This window comes from Achromobacter sp. NFACC18-2 (assembly GCF_900108985.1).
GTDB lineage: Bacteria > Pseudomonadota > Gammaproteobacteria > Burkholderiales > Burkholderiaceae_B > Achromobacter.
The window spans coordinates 80843-98391 of record NZ_FNYM01000011.1 but is presented as its reverse complement, the minus strand read 5'-3'; the positions used below and the strand labels follow the sequence as shown (position 1 = coordinate 98391).

General features: G+C 67.7%; 19 protein-coding genes and 1 tRNA gene. 8 read left to right on the top strand and 12 right to left on the bottom strand.

Features of this window, described 5'->3' with window-relative positions:
• Positions 1-65: 65 nt before the first annotated feature.
• On the top strand, positions 66-1109 hold the full coding sequence (locus BMW75_RS17690; protein WP_254792053.1) for a patatin-like phospholipase family protein: 1044 nt from the start codon (positions 66-68) through the stop codon (positions 1107-1109).
• A 2-nt stretch (positions 1110-1111) separates the two neighbouring features.
• Positions 1112-2563 carry a GntP family permease gene (locus BMW75_RS17685; protein ID WP_076518889.1) on the top strand — a complete coding sequence of 484 codons (1452 nt, stop codon included), beginning with the start codon at positions 1112-1114 and terminating at the stop codon, positions 2561-2563.
• Positions 2564-2611: 48 nt separating this feature from the next.
• Here the strand turns inward: BMW75_RS17685 and BMW75_RS17680 are convergent, their stop codons facing one another.
• The 3 genes from BMW75_RS17680 to BMW75_RS17670 form a co-directional block, all read right to left on the bottom strand.
• Positions 2612-2902 carry an MSHA biogenesis protein MshH gene (locus BMW75_RS17680; protein ID WP_076518890.1) on the bottom strand — a complete coding sequence of 97 codons (291 nt, stop codon included), beginning with the start codon at positions 2900-2902 and terminating at the stop codon, positions 2612-2614.
• Between the two features lie 102 nt (positions 2903-3004).
• Positions 3005-3424 carry a hypothetical protein gene (locus tag BMW75_RS17675; protein ID WP_092581208.1) on the bottom strand — a complete coding sequence of 140 codons (420 nt, stop codon included), beginning with the start codon at positions 3422-3424 and terminating at the stop codon, positions 3005-3007.
• On the bottom strand, positions 3421-3861 hold the full coding sequence (locus BMW75_RS17670) for a Fur family transcriptional regulator (RefSeq protein WP_092581207.1): 441 nt from the start codon (positions 3859-3861) through the stop codon (positions 3421-3423). Before BMW75_RS17670 ends, BMW75_RS17675 begins: the two co-directional genes overlap by 4 nt.
• 107 nt (positions 3862-3968) lie before the next feature.
• Here BMW75_RS17670 and BMW75_RS17665 point away from each other — a divergent pair, with 107 nt between their 5' ends.
• Complete coding sequence (locus tag BMW75_RS17665) at positions 3969-4751, top strand: helix-turn-helix domain-containing protein (RefSeq protein WP_092581206.1); 783 nt, start codon at positions 3969-3971, stop codon at positions 4749-4751.
• Positions 4752-4790: 39 nt separating this feature from the next.
• On the opposite strand, the gene BMW75_RS17660 is transcribed toward BMW75_RS17665, so the two are convergent.
• Positions 4791-5252, bottom strand: a complete 462-nt coding sequence (locus tag BMW75_RS17660) for a YkgJ family cysteine cluster protein (protein WP_076518894.1) — start codon at positions 5250-5252, stop codon at positions 4791-4793.
• A gap of 218 nt (positions 5253-5470) precedes the next feature.
• Between BMW75_RS17660 and BMW75_RS17655 the strand changes: the two genes are divergently transcribed.
• Positions 5471-6082 carry a DNA-3-methyladenine glycosylase I gene (locus tag BMW75_RS17655; RefSeq protein ID WP_092581205.1) on the top strand — a complete coding sequence of 204 codons (612 nt, stop codon included), beginning with the start codon at positions 5471-5473 and terminating at the stop codon, positions 6080-6082.
• A gap of 74 nt (positions 6083-6156) precedes the next feature.
• Here BMW75_RS17655 and BMW75_RS17650 read toward each other — a convergent pair whose 3' ends face one another.
• On the bottom strand, positions 6157-8079 hold the full coding sequence (locus tag BMW75_RS17650) for an LTA synthase family protein (RefSeq protein ID WP_092581204.1): 1923 nt from the start codon (positions 8077-8079) through the stop codon (positions 6157-6159).
• A gap of 343 nt (positions 8080-8422) precedes the next feature.
• On the opposite strand from BMW75_RS17650, the gene BMW75_RS17645 reads away from it, so the two are divergent.
• Positions 8423-10501 (top strand): AsmA family protein, encoded by a 2079-nt coding sequence (locus BMW75_RS17645; protein WP_092581203.1) that lies wholly within the window; start codon positions 8423-8425, stop codon positions 10499-10501.
• A 29-nt stretch (positions 10502-10530) separates the two neighbouring features.
• Here BMW75_RS17645 and BMW75_RS17640 read toward each other — a convergent pair whose 3' ends face one another.
• Both BMW75_RS17640 and BMW75_RS17635 read right to left on the bottom strand, forming a co-directional pair.
• Positions 10531-12123 carry a GGDEF domain-containing protein gene (locus BMW75_RS17640; RefSeq protein WP_092581202.1) on the bottom strand — a complete coding sequence of 531 codons (1593 nt, stop codon included), beginning with the start codon at positions 12121-12123 and terminating at the stop codon, positions 10531-10533.
• A gap of 11 nt (positions 12124-12134) precedes the next feature.
• On the bottom strand, positions 12135-12782 hold the full coding sequence (locus BMW75_RS17635; protein ID WP_092581201.1) for a TetR/AcrR family transcriptional regulator: 648 nt from the start codon (positions 12780-12782) through the stop codon (positions 12135-12137).
• Positions 12783-12896: 114 nt separating this feature from the next.
• Here BMW75_RS17635 and BMW75_RS17630 point away from each other — a divergent pair, with 114 nt between their 5' ends.
• The gene (locus tag BMW75_RS17630; RefSeq protein ID WP_092581200.1) at positions 12897-13643 is read left to right on the top strand and encodes an SDR family oxidoreductase; all 747 of its coding nucleotides are present in this window, start codon (positions 12897-12899) and stop codon (positions 13641-13643) included.
• A gap of 140 nt (positions 13644-13783) precedes the next feature.
• Positions 13784-13859 (top strand) — tRNA-Lys (locus BMW75_RS17625).
• A 151-nt stretch (positions 13860-14010) separates the two neighbouring features.
• On the opposite strand, the gene BMW75_RS17620 is transcribed toward BMW75_RS17625, so the two are convergent.
• The 4 genes from BMW75_RS17620 to BMW75_RS17605 all read right to left on the bottom strand — a co-directional run bounded on the left by BMW75_RS17620 (position 14011) and on the right by BMW75_RS17605 (position 15370).
• A complete protein-coding gene (locus BMW75_RS17620) occupies positions 14011-14424 on the bottom strand; it encodes a type II toxin-antitoxin system VapC family toxin (RefSeq protein ID WP_092581199.1) in 414 nt (137 codons plus the stop codon).
• The gene (locus BMW75_RS17615; RefSeq protein ID WP_092581198.1) at positions 14421-14672 is read right to left on the bottom strand and encodes a type II toxin-antitoxin system Phd/YefM family antitoxin; all 252 of its coding nucleotides are present in this window, start codon (positions 14670-14672) and stop codon (positions 14421-14423) included. Before BMW75_RS17615 ends, BMW75_RS17620 begins: the two co-directional genes overlap by 4 nt.
• Before the next feature lie 153 nt (positions 14673-14825).
• Positions 14826-15095, bottom strand: a complete 270-nt coding sequence (locus tag BMW75_RS17610; RefSeq protein WP_076518903.1) for a PAAR domain-containing protein — start codon at positions 15093-15095, stop codon at positions 14826-14828.
• 20 nt (positions 15096-15115) lie between these two features.
• Positions 15116-15370, bottom strand: coding sequence for a hypothetical protein (locus tag BMW75_RS17605; protein WP_092581197.1), 255 nt, complete (start codon positions 15368-15370; stop codon positions 15116-15118).
• A gap of 129 nt (positions 15371-15499) precedes the next feature.
• Between BMW75_RS17605 and tssA the strand changes: the two genes are divergently transcribed.
• On the top strand, positions 15500-16627 hold the full coding sequence (gene tssA / locus BMW75_RS17600) for a type VI secretion system protein TssA (protein ID WP_092581196.1): 1128 nt from the start codon (positions 15500-15502) through the stop codon (positions 16625-16627).
• Between the two features lie 126 nt (positions 16628-16753).
• Here the strand turns inward: tssA and BMW75_RS17595 are convergent, their stop codons facing one another.
• On the bottom strand, positions 16754-17548 hold the full coding sequence (locus BMW75_RS17595; protein ID WP_076518906.1) for an OmpA family protein: 795 nt from the start codon (positions 17546-17548) through the stop codon (positions 16754-16756).
• Position 17549 lies beyond the last annotated feature (1 nt).

Genomic DNA, 17549 nt, shown 5'->3' with positions numbered 1-17549 from the left:
ATGGTGCATGTCGCAGTCACACCGATCGCAAGCTCACCCCTAAGCCTCCCGCAAGGAGTACCGCCGTGGCCCGATCCAAAGCGTCAGCGACAGCACCCGAGCCCCTGTTGATCGACCTTGCCCTGCAGGGCGGGGGCGCGCATGGCGCGTTCACCTGGGGCGTGCTGGATCGCCTGCTGCAAGAGCCCTGGTTGGGCATAGACGGCATTTCGGGCACCTCGGCCGGCGCCATGAACGCCGCGGTGCTGGTGCTGGGCCACGCGCGCGGCGGCGCCGAGGGGGCCCGCGCCGCGCTCGACGATTTCTGGCGCCGCGTGTCGCAGGCGGCCACGTTCAGTCCGTTTCGCCGCAGTCCGCTCGACGTGCTGATGGGCTCGTGGTCGCTGGACCACTCGCCCATGTTCGTCGCCTTCGACCTCGCCTCGCGCGTGTTTTCCCCATATGACCTGACCGCGTCCTCGGCCAATCCACTGGCCGGGATCCTCGACGAACTGATCGATTTCGACGAGCTGGCGCGGGCGCCCATCCACCTGTTCGTCACCGCGACCAACGCGCGCACGGGCCGCGGCCGCGTGTTCAAGAACGCCGAGGTGAACGCCGACGTGCTGCTGGCCTCGGCCTGCCTGCCCACCATGTTCCGGGCCGTGATGATAGACGGCGACCCCTACTGGGACGGGGGCTACAGCGGCAACCCCACCATCACGCCGCTTGTGCGCGAATGCAAGTCCCGCGACACCATCCTGGTGCAGATCAATCCCGTCGAACGCCCGGGGCTGCCCAGCAGCGCGCGCGAGATCATGAACCGCCTGAACGAAGTGACCTTCAATGCCTCGCTCCTCAAAGAGCTGCGCATGATCGCGCTGCTGCGCCAGGTGGCCGATCCCGGCAACGGCGAAGGCGCGATGTGGGCGGGCATGCGGATCCACCGGGTGTCGTCGGACCTCATGGTGAAGCTGGGCTATTCGTCCAAGCTCAATGCCGAATGGGCCTTCCTGTGCATGCTGCGCGACGAAGGGCGCAGGGCGGCGGACAGCTTTTTGCAGGCCCACGGCGCCGACCTGGGCAAGCGGTCCACGCTCGACATCGATGAAATGCTGGGCGAGGTCTGATCATGGGACTCTCAGGCATCCTGCTCGCCCTCGTACTGCTCATCTGGCTGGCCTATCGCGGCTGGAGCATCCTGCTGCTGGCGCCGGCGGCCGCCACGATCACCGCGGCAGCGGCCGGCGAGCCCTTGCTGGCGCACTGGACCCAGACCTTCATGGGCGGCGCGGCCGGCTTCGTGGCCCAGTTCTTCCCGCTGTTCCTCTTGGGCGCGCTGTTCGGCAAGCTGATGGACGACAGCGGGTCCGTCACGGCCATCGCCGATGCCATGACGCGCAAGCTGGGCGCCCGGCGCGCCATCCTGGCGGTGGTGCTGGCCGGCGCCATCGTGACCTACGGCGGCGTCAGCTTGTTCGTCGCGTTCTTCGTGCTGGCGCCCATGGCGCATGCCCTTTTCAAGTCCGCGGGGATTCCGGTGCGCCTGATGCCCGCCGCCATCCTGCTGGGCACGTCCACGTTCACGATGTCCGCCTTGCCCGGCACGCCGGCCGTGCAGAACGCCATCCCGATGCCGTTCTTTGCGACCACGCCGTTCGCCGCGCCGGGGCTGGGCATTGTCGCCAGCGCGATCATGCTGGGATTCGGCCTGTGGTGGCTGACGCGCGCGGAGGCGGCGGCGCGGCGCGCGGGCGAAGGCTACGTCGCGCCGGCGGGCATGGCCGTCGACGTCTCCGAAGACGTGGTCGTGCGCGAACGCGCGACCGTGGCGCGCGAGTTCGATCCCGCCGAGATCCAGCACGGCCAGCGCAGCCCGGACGCGCCCTCGACGCTGGTGGCCGCGACGCCGCTGGTGGTGGTGATCCTGGTGAATCTGCTGATGACGCTGGTCGTCCTGCCGCGCATGGACACTGGCTGGCTTGCCGATGCGCGCTGGGGCGGCACCAGCCTGGCGGCCGTGGGCGGGGTCTGGTCGGTGATCACCGCGCTGCTGGCCGCGATTGCGGTGCTGGTGGCGCTGAACTTCCGGCGGCTGCCTTCGGTGCGGGACACCATGGACGCGGGCGTGAATGCGTCGGCGCTGCCGTTGCTGAGCGTGGCGAGCCTGGTCGGGTTTGGCGCGGTGGTCGCGTCGCTGCCGTCCTTCGCAATGGTGCGCGACTGGGTGCTGTCGATCGAGGGCGGGCCGCTGGTGTCGCTGGCCGTGGCGACCAACGTGTTGGCGGCGTTGACCGGGTCGGCCTCCGGGGGCCTGACCATCGCCCTGCAGTCGCTGGCCGGCACGTACATGGAACTGGCGCAGACCCTGGGTATCGATCCGGCGCTGATGCACCGCGTGTCGGTGATCGGCGCGGGCACGCTGGACAGCCTGCCGCACAACGGCGCCGTCGTGACGCTGCTGGCCGTATGCGGATCGACGCACCGCGAGGGCTACATGAACATCGTCGTGGTGGGCATCGTGGGGCCCATCATCGGGCTGGCCGCCGTCATCGCGCTGGGCAGCGCGGTGGGATCGTTCTGACATCGTTCTGACGCAACGCGATGCGACGCGATGCGACCCGCCGTGCGCTCAGGACAGCGAGCGGGCGGGCAGCGCCGCCGATAGCTCGTTCAGGCTGAGGCCGCAGCAACGCGCCCGCTCGGCCAGCGTTTCGCTCTGCTCCAGGGCGCGCCGGCTTTCTTCCAGCAACACATCCAGCTGCTCCTGCGGCGTGGCCGCCATCGCCCACGCGCGCTCGGCAAAGCGCACGGAGAACCGGTCGACACAGGCCTTGCAGATGGCCGCGCCGTTCTGTTCGAGCAGCGCCGCGCCCTGCGCGAGCGTGGATTGGCAAAACAGACAGGCGAGGGCGTGATTCATCGGGGCGGCCGGGATGGGGTGGGCGAAAAGCGGCCGCGCAAGGTCGGCGCCTGCCTTGAACAACGGCCGCGCGCGCCCAGTCTTAAATCGGCGATCCGACCCTCAATCCACGTTGAAGCCGCCCGGCCCCGCTTGCCCCAGCAGTTCGCGGGCGCATTGCAGGGCTTCGCCCGGCGTGGCCACGGTCAGGAACGGCAGGCCGAAGGCGCGGGACATCTTTTCGGCGCGCTTGCGCAGCGTGTCCCGCGCGGCGGGATCCCGCTCCACGCCGATGAACGCCCGGCAGCGCGCCCGCAGACGCGGCAGGTTGGCCGTCTGCCACGCAATCATGGCCTTGCGGTCTTCGTGCGCGGCCTCGTGCCGCATGTCGGGCACCACCATGACAAAACTGTGCGGGTTCTCCACCAGCCACTCCATTTCCCGGATCCACCCGGTCGAGTAACCCGGTTGCGCGCCGTCGTGGCGCGCTGTGACGATGGGAAAGTGCGTCAGGTCGTGGAAGAAAAACTGATCGGGGTTCATTCGAAGGCTCCGTGGGGCAGGGCGGGTTGGTCGTCGGCGCAGCCGCAGCTGCCATAGAGGACGAGGCTGTAGGAATCCAGCGCGAAGCCGCTGCGCCGGGCGATCTTTCCGACCCGTTGCGCCATGGCGGGATCGCTGGCTTCCCGGATCTGCCCGCAGCGCGTGCAGACCAAGTGGTCGTGATGGCCTTTGTCGCTGAGTTCGAACACCATGTTGTGCGTATCGAGCTGGGTGCGCCGGAGCAGGCCTGCCTGTTCCAGTTGCGTGATCACCCGGTAAACCGTGGCCAGGCCGATATTGCTGTGGTCCGAGACGAGGCGGCGGTGGATGTCCGCGGCGCTCATGTGCTGGTCCGCGTGGCGGTAGAAGATGTCCAGGATCTTCAAACGCGGGAAGGTGGCTTTGATGCCGGCGTCGCGCAGCCGTGTGTGGTCCATGAAATTTCTCCATTCGGGGGCTGATGTCCGATTGATGAGAATGATGTACATTTTCAAGTAGACCCGCTAACGGGAACCCGACAACCTGTAGCTCAAACCTGCCAATCATGCTTGAAGCGGCCGCCGCTCCCACCTTGCCCGACGTCCTCCTGACGCCGTTCAGCGTGCGCAGGCGGCGCGAATCCAAGGGCATTTCGGTGCCCGCGCATGTGCATCAGGAGGGCATGCTGGTGCTCGTCCACGAAGGGCTGGTGGTGGTGCAGTCGGGCGGGCGCGTGCTGTCGGTGCTGCCGGGCACCCTGGGCTGGGTGCCGCCGGGCGTGCTGCATGGGGCGCGTTGGTTTGGCGAGGCGCGCGGATCGTTCCTGCATGTGCACCCCGGCATCTGCGGGCGCTTGCCGCCGGTCTGCCGGTCGTGGCCTTCTTCCCGGCTGATCGAGGCGCTGGTCGAGCGCTTTACCCAGGGCGCGTGGCAAGACGCGCCGCCGTCCTATCAAGCGCAATTGTTCGACGTGCTGCTGGAAGAGCTCAGGCAGCGCAGCGGCGAGGCGTGCGTGCCCTTGCCGATGCCGGCGGATCCGCGCCTGCAAGAGTTAGCGAACACCCTGCTGGACACCCCGGACGACACGGCCGGCATCGACGAATGGGCCCATCGGCTGAACATGTCTTCGCGTACCCTGATGCGGCGCTTTCGCCGGGAAACCGGCGTGACGCTGGGGCAGTGGCGCCAGCAGGCGCGGCTGTTGCGGGCGCTGGAAATGCTGTTCCGCGGCGGGTCGGTCACGCAGGTCGCGCTGTCGGTCGGCTACGAGAGCACCAGCGCGTTCATCGGCAGTTTCCGCACGGCCTTCGGGATGACGCCCACGCGGTATCTCGCGGGCCGCGCCTAGGGCGTCCCCGCGCGGCGGCAGGGCGGGGCGGTGCGGAATTCAGGCCGCGGCGGGCTGGTCCGGATGCAGCGGCCCCTCGGGATCGTTCTCGGCATCGGGCCGGGGCGGGACGGGCGCCAGCCCCAGTCCCAGGCGCAGGCGCTGGCAGTCCGGGTTGGGCGAGCCGTCCGGCATCCAGATATCGAATTCTCGGCAGGGCGTGGGGCGGTTCTCGTAGATGGCGCAGTGGATGCCGGGCTTGCCCAGTTCGCCGCGCAGCGAAATGCAGCGTCCTCCACCCAATTCCGTGCCCTTCATGCAGGCTCGCAATGGGCTCATCTGGGTGACGAGGTCCAGCGGCACCTGGCCGCCGTTTTCGCCGGCCAGCTCGCCGATGTAGAAGGACACGCGGAAGTGGGCGCAACAGGCGCCGCAGTCCAGGCAGGGATTGGCGGCGGGATCGTCGCCGGCCAGCACGGCGGGCGATACGAACGAGATGAGCGTGGTCAGTGGCAGGGACATGGGGCAGAAGTCCGGGTTGGCCTGTCCGGCTCCCCGCATTGACGCATGGGGCCCGCATCGCGCCGGCCCGCCATGCTGATCCGGGGTGCGCGCGGCCCAGGCCGGCGCCGAATCAAGGCGGGAAATATTATCTGGATTTGAATGCCGGCCGCTACGACTTTTTCCAGGGACGTTGCTGGAGTAGCATCGGTGGCCCGTCTGCCCTCAGGAGCATTCCCTTGTCCGCCAAAACCGATTTTCCCGATGGCCTGGCCCGCTGCGGCTGGGTGGACACCTCCCCCGAATACATGGCCTACCATGATGCCGAATGGGGCCGCCCCGAGGCCGATGATCGCGCGCTGTTCGAACAGCTCTGCCTGGAAGGCTTCCAGTCGGGCCTGAGCTGGCGCACCATCCTGAACAAGCGCGAGGCCTTCCGCCGCGGTTTCGCCAACTTCGATCCCGCGGCGCTCGCCCGCTTCGGCGAAAAGGAAGTCCAGGCGCTGCTGGCCGATCCGGGCATCGTGCGCCATCGCGGCAAGATCGAAGCCATGATCCACAACGCGACCCGGGCGCTGGAAATGGTCGAGCGCGAGGGGTCGCTGGCGGCCTACTTCTGGCGCTTCGAAGCCCCGGCCAGCGACGCATCCACCTACGGCGCGTCCACCTCCGAGCAGTCCGAAGCCCTGTCCAAGGCGCTCAAGAAACTGGGTTGGAAATTCGTCGGGCCGACCACGGTCTATGCGTTCATGCAGTCCGTGGGCATGGTCAACGACCACAGTCCCGATTGCCATTGCCACGCCGTCATCGAGAAAAAGCGCAAGGCCTTCGTGCGGCCGGCGGGGCGGTAGCTGGTAGCTGGTCGCCCATCGCTCGTCGCTGGTCGCCCATCGCTCGTCGCCCGTTGCCGGGCCGCGGCGCCGGCTCAGCTGGCCGGCTGCGTGCGCGGCTCGGTCTGCACCGGAGCCTGCGACGGCAGGCAATACCGGCCCTCGCGGTAAGCCCAGCTCGGCCACAGCGCGTGCGCCAGCGCCTCGGTGGCCAGGCCCGCGTCCAGCGGCACGGGCGCGTAGTCTTCGGGCGCCGTGTAGCGGTACTGCACCGGGGTCTTGTTGGGCGCCAGCACCAGCAGGTCATCGCCCTTCAGGTAACCGTAGGTGTTGTCGTACTGCATGATGGCGCGCCCCGGCGTGCTGCGCGTGAGGTCGTGCCCGATCATCGGGTGTTCCGTATCCACGCCGATCAGCGACAGCAGCGTCGGCGGCAGGTCGATCTGGCTGATCAGGCGGTCGTCGCGCCGCGCCGCGATGCCGGCGCCCAGGATGACCGCGGGGATATGGAAATGGCGCACCGGCACCAGGCTGGCGCCGAACACGCGCGAGTCGTGGTCGGCCGCCACCAGGAAGACGGTGTTTTCCCAGTAGGGCGAGGCCTTGGCCCGTTCAAAGAAGCGGCCCAGCGCCCAGTCCGCGTAGCGCACGGTGTTTTCCACCGTGGCCGGATTGCCCTCGGTCTGGATGCGGCCCTCCGGGTACTCCCAGGGCGAATGGTTGGATACGCTGAAGGCCAGCGTGAAGGAAGGCCGGTCGCCGTCCTCGCGCAGCAGGCGGTCGAGCTGGTTGAACATGTCCTCGTCCGACGCGCCCCAGGTGCCGACGAAGGCGGGGTCGACGAAGTCTGGCCGGTCCACGATCTCCCGGAAGCCGTTGCCCAGGAAAAAGCCCTTCATGTTGTCGAAGTGCGACTCGCCGCCATAGATGAAGCGCGAGTGATAGCCATGGCGGCCCAGCAGGTCGGCCAGCGAGAAAAAGCCGCGTTGCGACCGGGGCAGCTTGAGCACCGCCTGCGCGGGGGTGGGCAAAAAGCCCGTGGTCACGGCCTCCAGGCCGCGCACCGAGCGGGTGCCGGTGGCGTAGGCGCGCGTGAAGGTCCAGGCCTCGCGCGCCAGCGCGTCCAGCTCCGGCGTCAGGTCGGCCCCGCCCAGCGCGGCGCTGTACTGCGCGCCCAGGCTCTCTTCAAGAATGATCACCAGGTTGAGCGGACGCGGCGTCTGGCGCGTCGCGGGCTGGGGATGCAGGCTGGGGAAGTCGGGATTGGGCGGCGGATACGGCAGGCCGGACTGCGCAAGCACGATTTCGTGCATCTTGTCGTCGTCCATGCCGCCATACACCGCGGACGCCGACTTCTCGTTCTTCATGCTGTAGACCGCATAAAAGACGTTATAGAGCGAGTTCAGCGCCAGGGTATTGAGCATGCCGTCGGCGCAGTAGGCCACCGACGAGGGATTGATGGGGCGATGGCTCAAGGTGCCGCGGATGGCCAGGATCACCACCGCCAGGATCGCGACGCTGGCAAGCGGCATCTGCCACCACGTCAGGGGCGCATCGGGGCGCGCATGGCCGAGCAGGGCCCAGGCGGCCCAGCCGATCACCGCCAGGGCGCCCAGTCCGCCCAGCAGCGCGCCCTTGTAGCCGCGCCAGAGCATGCCCGAGACTTCGCGCGGGTGCTTCAGGTATTCCACGAACAGCCGGTTGGGGCGCGAGTCGTACTCGATGATGAAGGGCGGCGTGGCCACTTCCAGGAAAGCCAGCAGGACGAAGGCAACCAGGTACCACACCGAAGTCACGGCGGCGGCGGCGGGGATGTGGCCGAACAGCGGCGACAGCACGGCCGGCAGCGCCGCCAGCACCGCGATCTGATGCGCGTCGATGCGCAGCCCGCGCAGCAGCAGGGGCGCTAGGCCGCCCGCATTGCGCACGCGCTGCCATTGCCAGAGCGCCAGGGCCAGGCGGCTGAGCGTCAGCAGCGCAAAGGCCGCCACTACGAAAATCAGGGTTGAATGCCGCATCGGGCCTCCAGGTTGTTCTGCTTTCCGGCCCGGCTCGGGCGGATTCGATCAAATGCCATTGGAACCGCGCCGTCGTCAAAAATTCGGCAATTGCGGGGAATCCGGCTGATTCCGCCCGCCCGAGTCATCTCTCTTTGTAACGGTCGCGCGCCGCCCGGGTACGGCACTTGCTGCCCCGTCACGCGGGCGCCTGCGCCGGGCCGGACATCTCCGATGCGACGCCTGGAAAAATCCGTACACATTATGGCGCTGCCCAGTCCGGCCGGCGCTGCGGGCCGCGATACCCTTGGGTGGTAACCATGGCCGGCACCGGGTGGCCGGCAGCAAGCCAAGGATAGTAACCATGACGCGAACAAGAAAAATAGCGATCGGGATTGTAGGGGGCATTGCCCTGTTGGTGGCGGTCTTGGTGGTCGTGATCGCCACTTTTGATTGGAACCGCGCCAAGCCCATGATCAATGAGCGGGCCAGTGCCGCCCTCGGCCGGCCCTTTGCGATCAACGGCGACCTGAGCGTGCGCTGGGAGCGCGAAACCGGCGAAGGCGGCTGGCGGTCGTGGGTGCCCTGGCCGCGCGTGGTCGCCCACGACATTACGATCGCCAACGCGCCCTGGGCCAAGGCGCCGCATTTCGCCACGCTCAAGCGCGGCGAGTTCAGCCTGGCGCCCTTGCCGCTGCTCGCCCAGCGCGTGGTCATCCGCCGCATCCAGCTGACCGAGCCGGCCGCGGACCTGGAGCGTCTGGAAGACGGCCGCGCGAACTGGGTCTTCACCCTTCCCGAGTCGGGCGAGCCGTCGCCCTGGGTGCTGGACATCAACGAAATCGGCTTCGACAAAGGACGCGTCGGGTTCGTCGACCAGATGCTCAAGGCCGACCTGACCGTGCTGGTCGACCCGCTGGGCAAGCCCGTGCCGTTCGCCGACGTGGCCGGCAAGTCCTTCGTGCCGCAGGACGGCTCGGCCCCGGCGCCCCGCGATTATGTGTTTGGCTGGAAGGTCGACGGCAAGTACAAGGGGCTGCCGACCAAGGGCGAGGGCAAGGTCGGCGGCATGTTGGCAATGCAGGATCCCCGGCAGCCATTCCCCTTGCAGGCCGACGTCGCCATCGGCGGCACGCGCGCGTCGGTCGCCGGCACGCTGACCGATCCCGTCAACCTGGGCGCGCTCGACCTGCACCTGAAACTGTCGGGCGCCTCCATGGCGCAGCTCTATCCGCTGACCGGCGTGACGCTGCCCGACACGCCGCCCTACAGCACCGACGGCCATCTCGTGGCCAAGCTGCAGAATCCGGGCGGCGCGGTGTTCGAGTACCGGGATTTCAATGGCAAGGTCGGCGACAGCGACCTGCGCGGGGACATCACTTTCGCGCTGGGTGCGCCGCGTCCCAAGCTGACCGGCAAGCTGTCCTCCAAGCTCCTGCGCATGGCCGACCTGGGGCCCCTGATCGGCGTGCCCTCGGGCGGGGGGGCGGCCGCCGCCTCGGACAAGTCCGCGGACGCGCCCGCCAAGCCCAAGGGCGGCAAGGTGCTGCCCACCCAGGCGTTTCGCACCGACCGCTGGCGCGACATGGATGCCGACGTCTCGCTGGACGCCGCGCGCATCGTCCACGACAGCAAGCTGCCGCTGTCCGACCTGTCGGCGCACGTCGTGCTGCAGGATGGCAAGCTCACGCTCGATCCGCTGCGCTTCGGCATGGCGGGGGGAACCATGAGCGCCACGGCGCGGCTGGACGGGTCCGGCACGCCCCTCACGGGCCGCGTCGATATGCGCGCGCGCCGCCTGCAGCTCAAGCAGCTCTTTCCGTCGGCCGAATCCATGCAGAAGACGCTGGGCGAACTGAACGGCGACCTGGCGATAAGCGGCGCCGGAAACTCCGTCGCCGCCCTGCTCGGCACCGCGACGGGCGACGTGAAAATGCTGGTCAACGACGGCGTGATCAGCCGCAGCCTGATGGAGCTGGCGGGCCTGAACGTGGCCAATTACGTCGTCTCCAAACTGTTCGGCGACGACGAAGTGCAGATCAACTGCGGCGCGGCCGACCTTGAACTCAAGCGTGGCGTAATGACCCCGCGCGTCTTCGTCTTCGATACCGATAACGCGCTGATCAGCATTTCGGGCACGGCCAACTTCAAGGACGAGACGGTGGACCTGGACATCTCGCCCGACAGCAAGGGATTCCGCATCTTTTCGCTGCGCTCGCCGCTGTACGTGCGCGGGTCTTTCGGGTCGCCCGACGTGGGCGTGCACGTGGCGCCGCTCGCGGCGCGCGGCGCGGGTATGGTGGCGTTGGGGGTGTTGCTGACGCCCGCGGCCGGCCTGCTGGCGCTGATCGCGCCCAGCACCACGGACGAGAACGCCTGCGGCCCGCTGCTGGAGCAGATGCGCAAGCCGCCCAAGGCGCCCGCGCCCGCCAAGGGCAAGTAGTTCAGGCGCGGGGCGGCCGCGACGCCGGGTCAGGGAGCGGATACCCGCCGGAAACCTTCCGGCACGGTACCGTCCGCCACGCAAACCCCGTCCCGCCCGTGGTTCTTGGCGTAGTAGAGCGCCTGGTCAGCGCGCTGCAGCGCGGCGTCCAGCGTCGCGCCCTGTTTCGGATGGTGCGCCACGCCCGCCGAAATGGTGATGGGGGCGGGCAGCGGCGAGGCCTCGCTGGACGCCAGGCGCATGCGCAGCCGCTGCGCGATGGCGATGGCCGCCGTCATGCTGGCGCCCGGCAGCAGCATGACGAATTCCTCTCCCCCCGTGCGCGCGAGCACATCGCCGCCGCGCGAGCACTCACGCATGACTTGCGCCAGCGCCTGCAGCGCCCGATCGCCCGCGGCGTGGCCATAGCGATCGTTGATGCGCTTGAAGTGGTCGACGTCCACCGCCACGATCGCCACCGGCGTGCCCTCGGCCGCCACCAGGGCAAGCGCCTCGTCCATGCCGCGCCGGTTCAAGAGCCCCGTCAACGTATCGGTCGTGCTTTCGCGGCGCAGGTCGGTGAGCTTGTGGTGAATCGACGCCAGCCCCATCGACAGCGCGCGCTTGAGCTGCGCCGCCTCGAAATACCATGAGCGGACCTCGCGGATGCGGTCGGCGGAATCCGGATCCTGCATGCGCTTGGCGATGCTGGCCATCTGGCCCAGCGGCCGCGCGATCCAGCGCGACAGCAGCCAGATCAGCGCCACAGCAAGCAGCAACAGTGGCAAGGTGTTGCGCGCCGTGGCCATCAGCAGGTCGCCCAGCGGCTGCAGCGTGCTGGCCACGGGACGCTGGGCGATGATGCTCCAGCCGGTGCTGGCCACGGGCGCGTAGCCCGCCACCATCTCTTGCCCCTCGGCGTCCACAAAGCGCCGTCCGCCGGCCTCTCCGCGCCGGGCGGGCGCGAACACCTCGCTGTCGGGCGCGGTCTTGCCGAGCTGGCTGCGATCGGGGTGGTAGATCAGCGTGCCCTTGCGGTCGATGACGTAAAGAAACGACCCGTCGCGGTAGAAGTGCCGGTCCAGCAGCCGGTCCAGCACGTTGTCCTCGTGCAGGTAGAGCGAACCGGCGATGAATCCCAGATACCGGTAATCGCGCGAAAAGATCGGCTGGGTGTAGAGGATCTGCCATCGGCCGTTGCTCGCCTTGAAGGGTTCGCTGATCGTCGGCTGCCGGGCCGCCAGCGCCTCCCTGACCGCATCGCTGACGAGCTGATGCCCCAGCAGTTGCGGGTAGGACGTCGACACCGCCAGCACCTTGCCTTGCGGCGACGCGACGAAGGTGGAATTGAAGTGGCCAAGCTGCTGCTCGAGCCGCCGCGTCTCGGCGGTCATCTGCTCGGGGTGGCTTTCCATGTTGGCCAGGGCGTCGGCGCTGTACGCCAGATAGCGGCGGATGTCGCTGAGCAGGCTGTCGGTGGTGACGGCAAGCTTGGCCGCGTACACCCGGTTCACTTCAAGCGCGTTCTGCAGCAACAGGTCGCGCTGCACCAGGTAACTGGCGTGCAGCCCGCCCGCCAGCACCACAATGACCGACAGCAGGCTGATCCACAGGATGAGACGCCGCAGGTCAACGCGGAACATGACGGCATCCGTCAGTTGCGGGCGCGACCCGGGGGAGCGCCGGAGGGGGGCGTCACGTCGCCGGCCAGTGCGTCCCAGGCGCGCATTGCCTGCCGCGCCACCGCCTGCAGCGTCTTGCGGCAGGCGCCGTCGCGGGCCTGGATGGACATGCCGTGCAGCACCGTCGTGTAAAAGGCCGCCAGTCCCTTCAGGTCGGCCCCGGCGGGCAGTTCGCCTTGCGCGGCGCCCGCGCTCAGGCGCGCCAGGATGCGGCTCTGCATCTCGCGCCGGTTGTCCCCCAGAAAATCGCCCACGCCGGCGTGGCTTTCACAGCCGGCGGGCGCGCCCAGCACGATCATGCAGCCAGGCGGCAGGCCCGGCGTCGTGAAGCGTTCGGCGGACGCAAGCAGCATCGCGTGCATGGCATCGCGCGCGGTCGGGGCCTCGAGCAGCGCGCGCCGCGCGGAACCTCCCTCGGTTTCCCGGTAGAGCGCGACGGCTTCGCGGAACAGGCTCTCTTTGGACCCGAACGCCCCATAAAGACTGGGCGAATTGATGCCCATCGCTTCCGTCAGATCGGTCAGCGATGCTCCTTCATATCCCTTCGACCAGAAAACTTCCATGGCCTTCTTCAAAGCCTGGTCACGGTCAAAGTTCCGGGGGCGCCCACGTTCAGCCATGCCCGCGATTTTACCCGTGCGGCCTATTCTGTGTTGATCGATAAAAAATTGTTGACGCGAGGCGACGGCCGCGGCGATGATATTTGTACTGATCAATACAAAATAAGGTTGAAGATGCAGAACCTGAACGGAAAAGTGGCCTTCGTCACCGGCGGCAGCCGCGGCATCGGCGCCGCCATCGTGCGACGACTCGCCGCCGACGGCGCGGACGTGGCCTTCACGTACGTCAGCGCTTCCTCCGCCGCGCCCGCGCAGGCGCTGGTGCAGGAATTGGCGGCGCAGGGCCGCCGCGCCAGGGCGATCCAGGCCGATTCCGCGGACGCCGCCGCGGTCAGCCACGCCGTAAAAGAGGCCATCCGCGAACTCGGCCCGGTCGACATCCTGGTCAACAACGCCGGCGTCTTCCTGGCCGGCGCCATCGGCGACGCCAGCCTGGACGACTACGAGCGGACGATGGACATCAACGTGCGCGCCCCATTCGTCGCCATCCAGGCAGCGCAGGCGTCCATGCCCGACGGCGGACGCATCATCAACATCGGCAGTTGCCTGGCCGCCCGCGCAGGCCGCGCCGGCGTCGCGCTGTATGCCGCCAGCAAGGCGGCGCTGGTCGGCCTGACCCAGGGCCTGGCGCGCGACCTGGGCCCGCGCGGCATCACGGTAAACATCGTGCACCCCGGCCCCATCGACACCGACATGAACCCCGCCGACGGCGACCGCGCCGCGGACCTGGTGGCCGTGCTGTCCTTGCCCCACTATGGCGAACCCCGCGACATCGCCGGAACGGTAGCCTTCCTGGCCGGCCCCGAAGGCCGCTACCTCACCGGCGCCAGCCTCGCCGTGGACGGCGGCTACGCGGCGTGATGCCGATCCGCATCAAATTTTTTGCAGGACGACTTGCACAAAGAAAAAAAGCCCCATATAATCTTTCTTCTTCGCAGCACACACGTATTGAGACGCAACAGCGCAACGCGCTAACCGCGGTCAAAACTGAGTGACTTGCAGGGCTGTTAGCTCAGTTGGTAGAGCAGCGGACTCTTAATCCGTAGGTCGAGTGTTCGAGCCACTCACAGCCCACCAGAATTCTGGATTCTCTCTTGCGGAGAATCTGCAAAAGCCCACCGGAAACGGTGGGCTTTTTGCTTTCTGGGAATTTTGACCGCACTTTGTTCGAACTACGGTCTTCGAGGACCACGGCCGGTGCCACCGCCGAAGCGTCCCTTCCTACGATTCAGTCCGCCCAAGGATTGATGACATCCAGACCTGGGTGCCGAAAATCCCGTTCATTGCGCGTGACCAGCGTCAGTCCATGCGTCAGCGCCGTGGCGGCGAGCAAGCTGTCGATAGCCGGCAACGCGCGCCTGGCTTGAGCCACCAGGCGCCCCCAGCAATCCGCGACAGGTTCATCAATGGCCAATATGCGGCCACCGAAGAACCGGGGAAGCTCAACCTCCAACCAGTCCAGATAGCTGCGCTTGCGTTCGCTTTCCGACATCAGCTCGATGCCTTTGCGCAACTCCCCCATCGTCAGGGCAGAGAGGAACAGGGTGGTGGGCGGTCTCTTCTCCAGCCATCTGACCACGTTGCCATCTGGTTGTTTTCGACGCAACTCCGACAAGACATTGGTATCGACGAGATAGCTCAAAGTCCATCCTCGCGCGTCAGGCTGTTGTCTCGGGGAAAGTCGAGTTCTTCGTCACCGGCCAGCGGCGATCGGCGCATGAAAGCGACGAGAGATTCCCCGGTGCCCGACAATTTGTCGAAGTCCGACCGAGACAGCACGACCGCGACGGAACGTCCGTGCACAGTGATTTCCTGCGGACCTTGGGTTCCGGCCGCTTTGACGACTTCGGACAGGCGGGATTTGGCTTCTTGCATTTGCCAGGCGTGCATGGCAATCCCCAATTCTGACTAGAATGGTCAGACTCTACAAGGATGCCCGAGCGGTTGCAAGGGGGGTGTGCCATGGATTATCACTGCGGTGAAGACGTCGCATGCTGCGCGGATCCAGGCATGGGCGCACATTCACTTTGCCGCATCCCCGCCTCAACCATATTCCAACTGATAAAAATGCTGGCTCGCGATCAACGTCGCCCCGCACGACGTGCGCATGCCCTCCAGCGCCGTCATGCGGTCCGAGCTGACGTTCTGCACGCCTTCGACGATGGTATGGGTGTCGCCGCATTGCGGGCAGGTGACGCGGTCGCCGACGCGGGCCATGGGTTGGCCGAAGATGACGACGGTTTCGTCGCCGGTCACGACGACGCCGCCGTGCGAGGTTCTATCGCCTTTGCGGATGACGGAGCGTTGGGACATGGTGCGCGCGAGAGAGTGATTTACAGATACGAGCCGTCCGGCGCGAGCCGCGCCGGGCCGACCACGAACGTGCCGTCGGGCGCCATGCGCACGGGGCCGCCGCCGCCTTTGTAGGAGCCGTCCGGCGCGCGTTGCGGGGTTCCGGCCACGTAGGTGCCGTCCGGCGCCCGAGTGATCGGGCCGTCGCCGCCGACGAGTGTGCCGTCGGGTGCGCGGCGCGGGGTGCCGGCAATGAAGCGCCCGTCGGGCAGCATGCGGATCGATTTCGTCGTCATGGAGGCTCCTCGGTAGAGCGCAAATCATAGCGAAGCATCGTGATGCGCTTTGTAATAGGACGTGTCATCTTTGAACCTTATACGTAAACAGTTGTGGGATGATTTGCGCCTACTTACATGCCTGCGCCTATGACCGACATCAACGCCTTGTTGCAACCGATTCCCGGCGACGCGCCTTGCGGCGTCGATCTGGTTTTTTCGCCTGAGTTCGACGCGATACGCGAGGCGCGTCGGCATGATGATCCGCAACTCGACCAGGGCGACTGGGTCATCGACCTGAAAGAGGCCGACTGGCCGGAGGTGACGCGCATCTGCACGACGGTGCTGCGCGATCGCAGCAAAGACATCCGCATTGCGTCCTGGCTGGCGGAAGCCTGGGCCAAGACGCGCGGATTTGCCGGCCTGCGTGATGGGTACCTGCTGATCGATGGGCTTTGCCGCGATTACTGGGAGGGCTTGCATCCGGTGCCGGAAGATGGCGACGTGCAGCAGCGCGTCGGCAATCTGGCGTGGCTGTTGTCGCGGTCGCAGCAGCTTATCGGCGAGATTCCGCTGACCCAGGCCGATGGCGCGCGTTACGGCGCGGTGCTGTGGGAGGCGGCGAGCCAGTTGGCCAATGCCGTCAAACGCACGCCGGACAACGCCCATGAACTGACGCGCGGCAAGCTGACGCTGGACCGCTTCGATGCCGCGCGGCGCGATACGCCGCCGTCGTTCTATTCCGAGCTGGATGTGCAGCTCGACGGTTGCGCGCAGGCGCTCGCGCAATTGGAGCGCACGCTGGACGAGCGGCTGGGCGAAGACAGCCCGGCGTTCTCGCGCGTGCGCGAGTCGCTGCGCACGGTCAGGGAGCTGGTGCATCGGTTCGCGCGCGACGCCGGCCTGCTGGTCCGCGCCGACCAGGCAGCGGCCCCGCCGGCCGCGTCCATCGCGCCCGCGGAGCCTGTCCGAGTGGAGCCCACCTTGTCCGCCACCGATTCTCATCCCGCCGTCGATGCGCCGGCGCATGGCGCTGCACCGGCCGCCGCGCGCGGACCCATCCAGACCCGCGAACAGGCGCTGGCGCAACTGCGCGAGGTCGCCGATTTCTTCCGGCGCACCGAGCCGCACAGTCCGGTCGCGTATCTGGCCGAGAAGGCGGCGAGCTGGGGCGAAATGTCCTTGCACCTGTGGCTGCGCACGGTGGTCAAGAACGACGAAACGCTGTCGGGCCTGGAAGAGCTGCTCGGCATCAAGAAGGCCGGCGAGGGCAGTTGAGGCGGCCTGGCCGCCGCATGACGTGGCGAGCCGGCGCGCAGGGATCGCGGCGCTGGCCGGGCGCTCCCCGTGTCATGCGCCGGCTTGGCGGGACCGGCCCGGTCCCGCTGACCGCCACGCGCGCCCTTACCGCGCGGCGCGGAATTCGATGCGCCGGTTCTTGGCACGGCCTTCCGGCGTGGCGTTGGTGGCCACCGGCTGGTCGGGGCCCGCGCCCATGGCCTCGAAGCGCGACACCGGCAGTCCCTTGTCCACCAGATAATCCCGCACCGCGTCCGCGCGGGCCTGGCTGAGCGCCAGGTTGGTGCTGCGGCTGCCGGAGCTGTCCGTGTGGCCGATGATCTGGATCTTGTCGGCGCGCAGCTTGGGCACCGCGTCGGCCACCCGGTCCAGCAGCTCGCGGCCGCGCGCCGTCAAGCGGGCGCTGCCGGTCTCGAATTCCACGACCCGATTGCTCAGCAGGTTGTCCAGCACGTCCTGCTCGTCCTTGCTGGCCGACACGCGCAAGCCGTTGACGATCTTGTAGGTGGGATTGAGCGAAGTCGCGAAGGTGCTGGCGATCTGCTGGCGCGAGGCTTCGTTGTCCACCTCGCCGCGCAGCCGGATCTGCGTGCCGTCGATTTCAAGCTGGCCGCGGTTGATCTGCTTGAGCGGACTGTCCAGCAGCTTGCCGACGTGTTGCGACCAGTTGGGCGGGGCCACGACGCCGCCCACATCGATGCGGTCGATCACGTTGCCCACGCCATACACTTTTTGCAGCCGTTGCAGCACGTCGGCCTTGGTGGCCTCGTCCGGCACCGCGCCGCTGGCGACCACCTGGCCGGGTTGGGGAATGACATTGGCCGGAACCACCGTGGCCGCGTCCTGGGCATAGGCCGACCAGGAGCAGGCGGCGGCCAGGACCAGAGAGAGAGTGCGCATG

What these genes read in the sequence shown, in the direction of transcription:
- BMW75_RS17675 (WP_092581208.1), bottom strand. Translation starts at nt 3,424, where the DNA reads ATGAACCCCGATCAGTTTTTCTTCCACGACCTGACGCACTTTCCCATC.
- BMW75_RS17685 (WP_076518889.1), top strand. Translation starts at nt 1,112, where the DNA reads ATGGGACTCTCAGGCATCCTGCTCGCCCTCGTACTGCTCATCTGGCTG.
- BMW75_RS17640 (WP_092581202.1), bottom strand. Translation starts at nt 12,123, where the DNA reads ATGTTCCGCGTTGACCTGCGGCGTCTCATCCTGTGGATCAGCCTGCTG.
- BMW75_RS17670 (WP_092581207.1), bottom strand. Translation starts at nt 3,861, where the DNA reads ATGGACCACACACGGCTGCGCGACGCCGGCATCAAAGCCACCTTCCCG.
- BMW75_RS17630 (WP_092581200.1), top strand. Translation starts at nt 12,897, where the DNA reads ATGCAGAACCTGAACGGAAAAGTGGCCTTCGTCACCGGCGGCAGCCGC.
- BMW75_RS17605 (WP_092581197.1), bottom strand. Translation starts at nt 15,370, where the DNA reads ATGACGACGAAATCGATCCGCATGCTGCCCGACGGGCGCTTCATTGCC.
- BMW75_RS17660 (WP_076518894.1), bottom strand. Translation starts at nt 5,252, where the DNA reads ATGTCCCTGCCACTGACCACGCTCATCTCGTTCGTATCGCCCGCCGTG.
- BMW75_RS17610 (WP_076518903.1), bottom strand. Translation starts at nt 15,095, where the DNA reads ATGTCCCAACGCTCCGTCATCCGCAAAGGCGATAGAACCTCGCACGGC.
- BMW75_RS17635 (WP_092581201.1), bottom strand. Translation starts at nt 12,782, where the DNA reads ATGGCTGAACGTGGGCGCCCCCGGAACTTTGACCGTGACCAGGCTTTG.
- BMW75_RS17680 (WP_076518890.1), bottom strand. Translation starts at nt 2,902, where the DNA reads ATGAATCACGCCCTCGCCTGTCTGTTTTGCCAATCCACGCTCGCGCAG.
- tssA (WP_092581196.1), top strand. Translation starts at nt 15,500, where the DNA reads ATGACCGACATCAACGCCTTGTTGCAACCGATTCCCGGCGACGCGCCT.
- BMW75_RS17650 (WP_092581204.1), bottom strand. Translation starts at nt 8,079, where the DNA reads ATGCGGCATTCAACCCTGATTTTCGTAGTGGCGGCCTTTGCGCTGCTG.
- BMW75_RS17665 (WP_092581206.1), top strand. Translation starts at nt 3,969, where the DNA reads ATGCTTGAAGCGGCCGCCGCTCCCACCTTGCCCGACGTCCTCCTGACG.
- BMW75_RS17615 (WP_092581198.1), bottom strand. Translation starts at nt 14,672, where the DNA reads ATGCACGCCTGGCAAATGCAAGAAGCCAAATCCCGCCTGTCCGAAGTC.
- BMW75_RS17595 (WP_076518906.1), bottom strand. Translation starts at nt 17,548, where the DNA reads ATGCGCACTCTCTCTCTGGTCCTGGCCGCCGCCTGCTCCTGGTCGGCC.
- BMW75_RS17645 (WP_092581203.1), top strand. Translation starts at nt 8,423, where the DNA reads ATGACGCGAACAAGAAAAATAGCGATCGGGATTGTAGGGGGCATTGCC.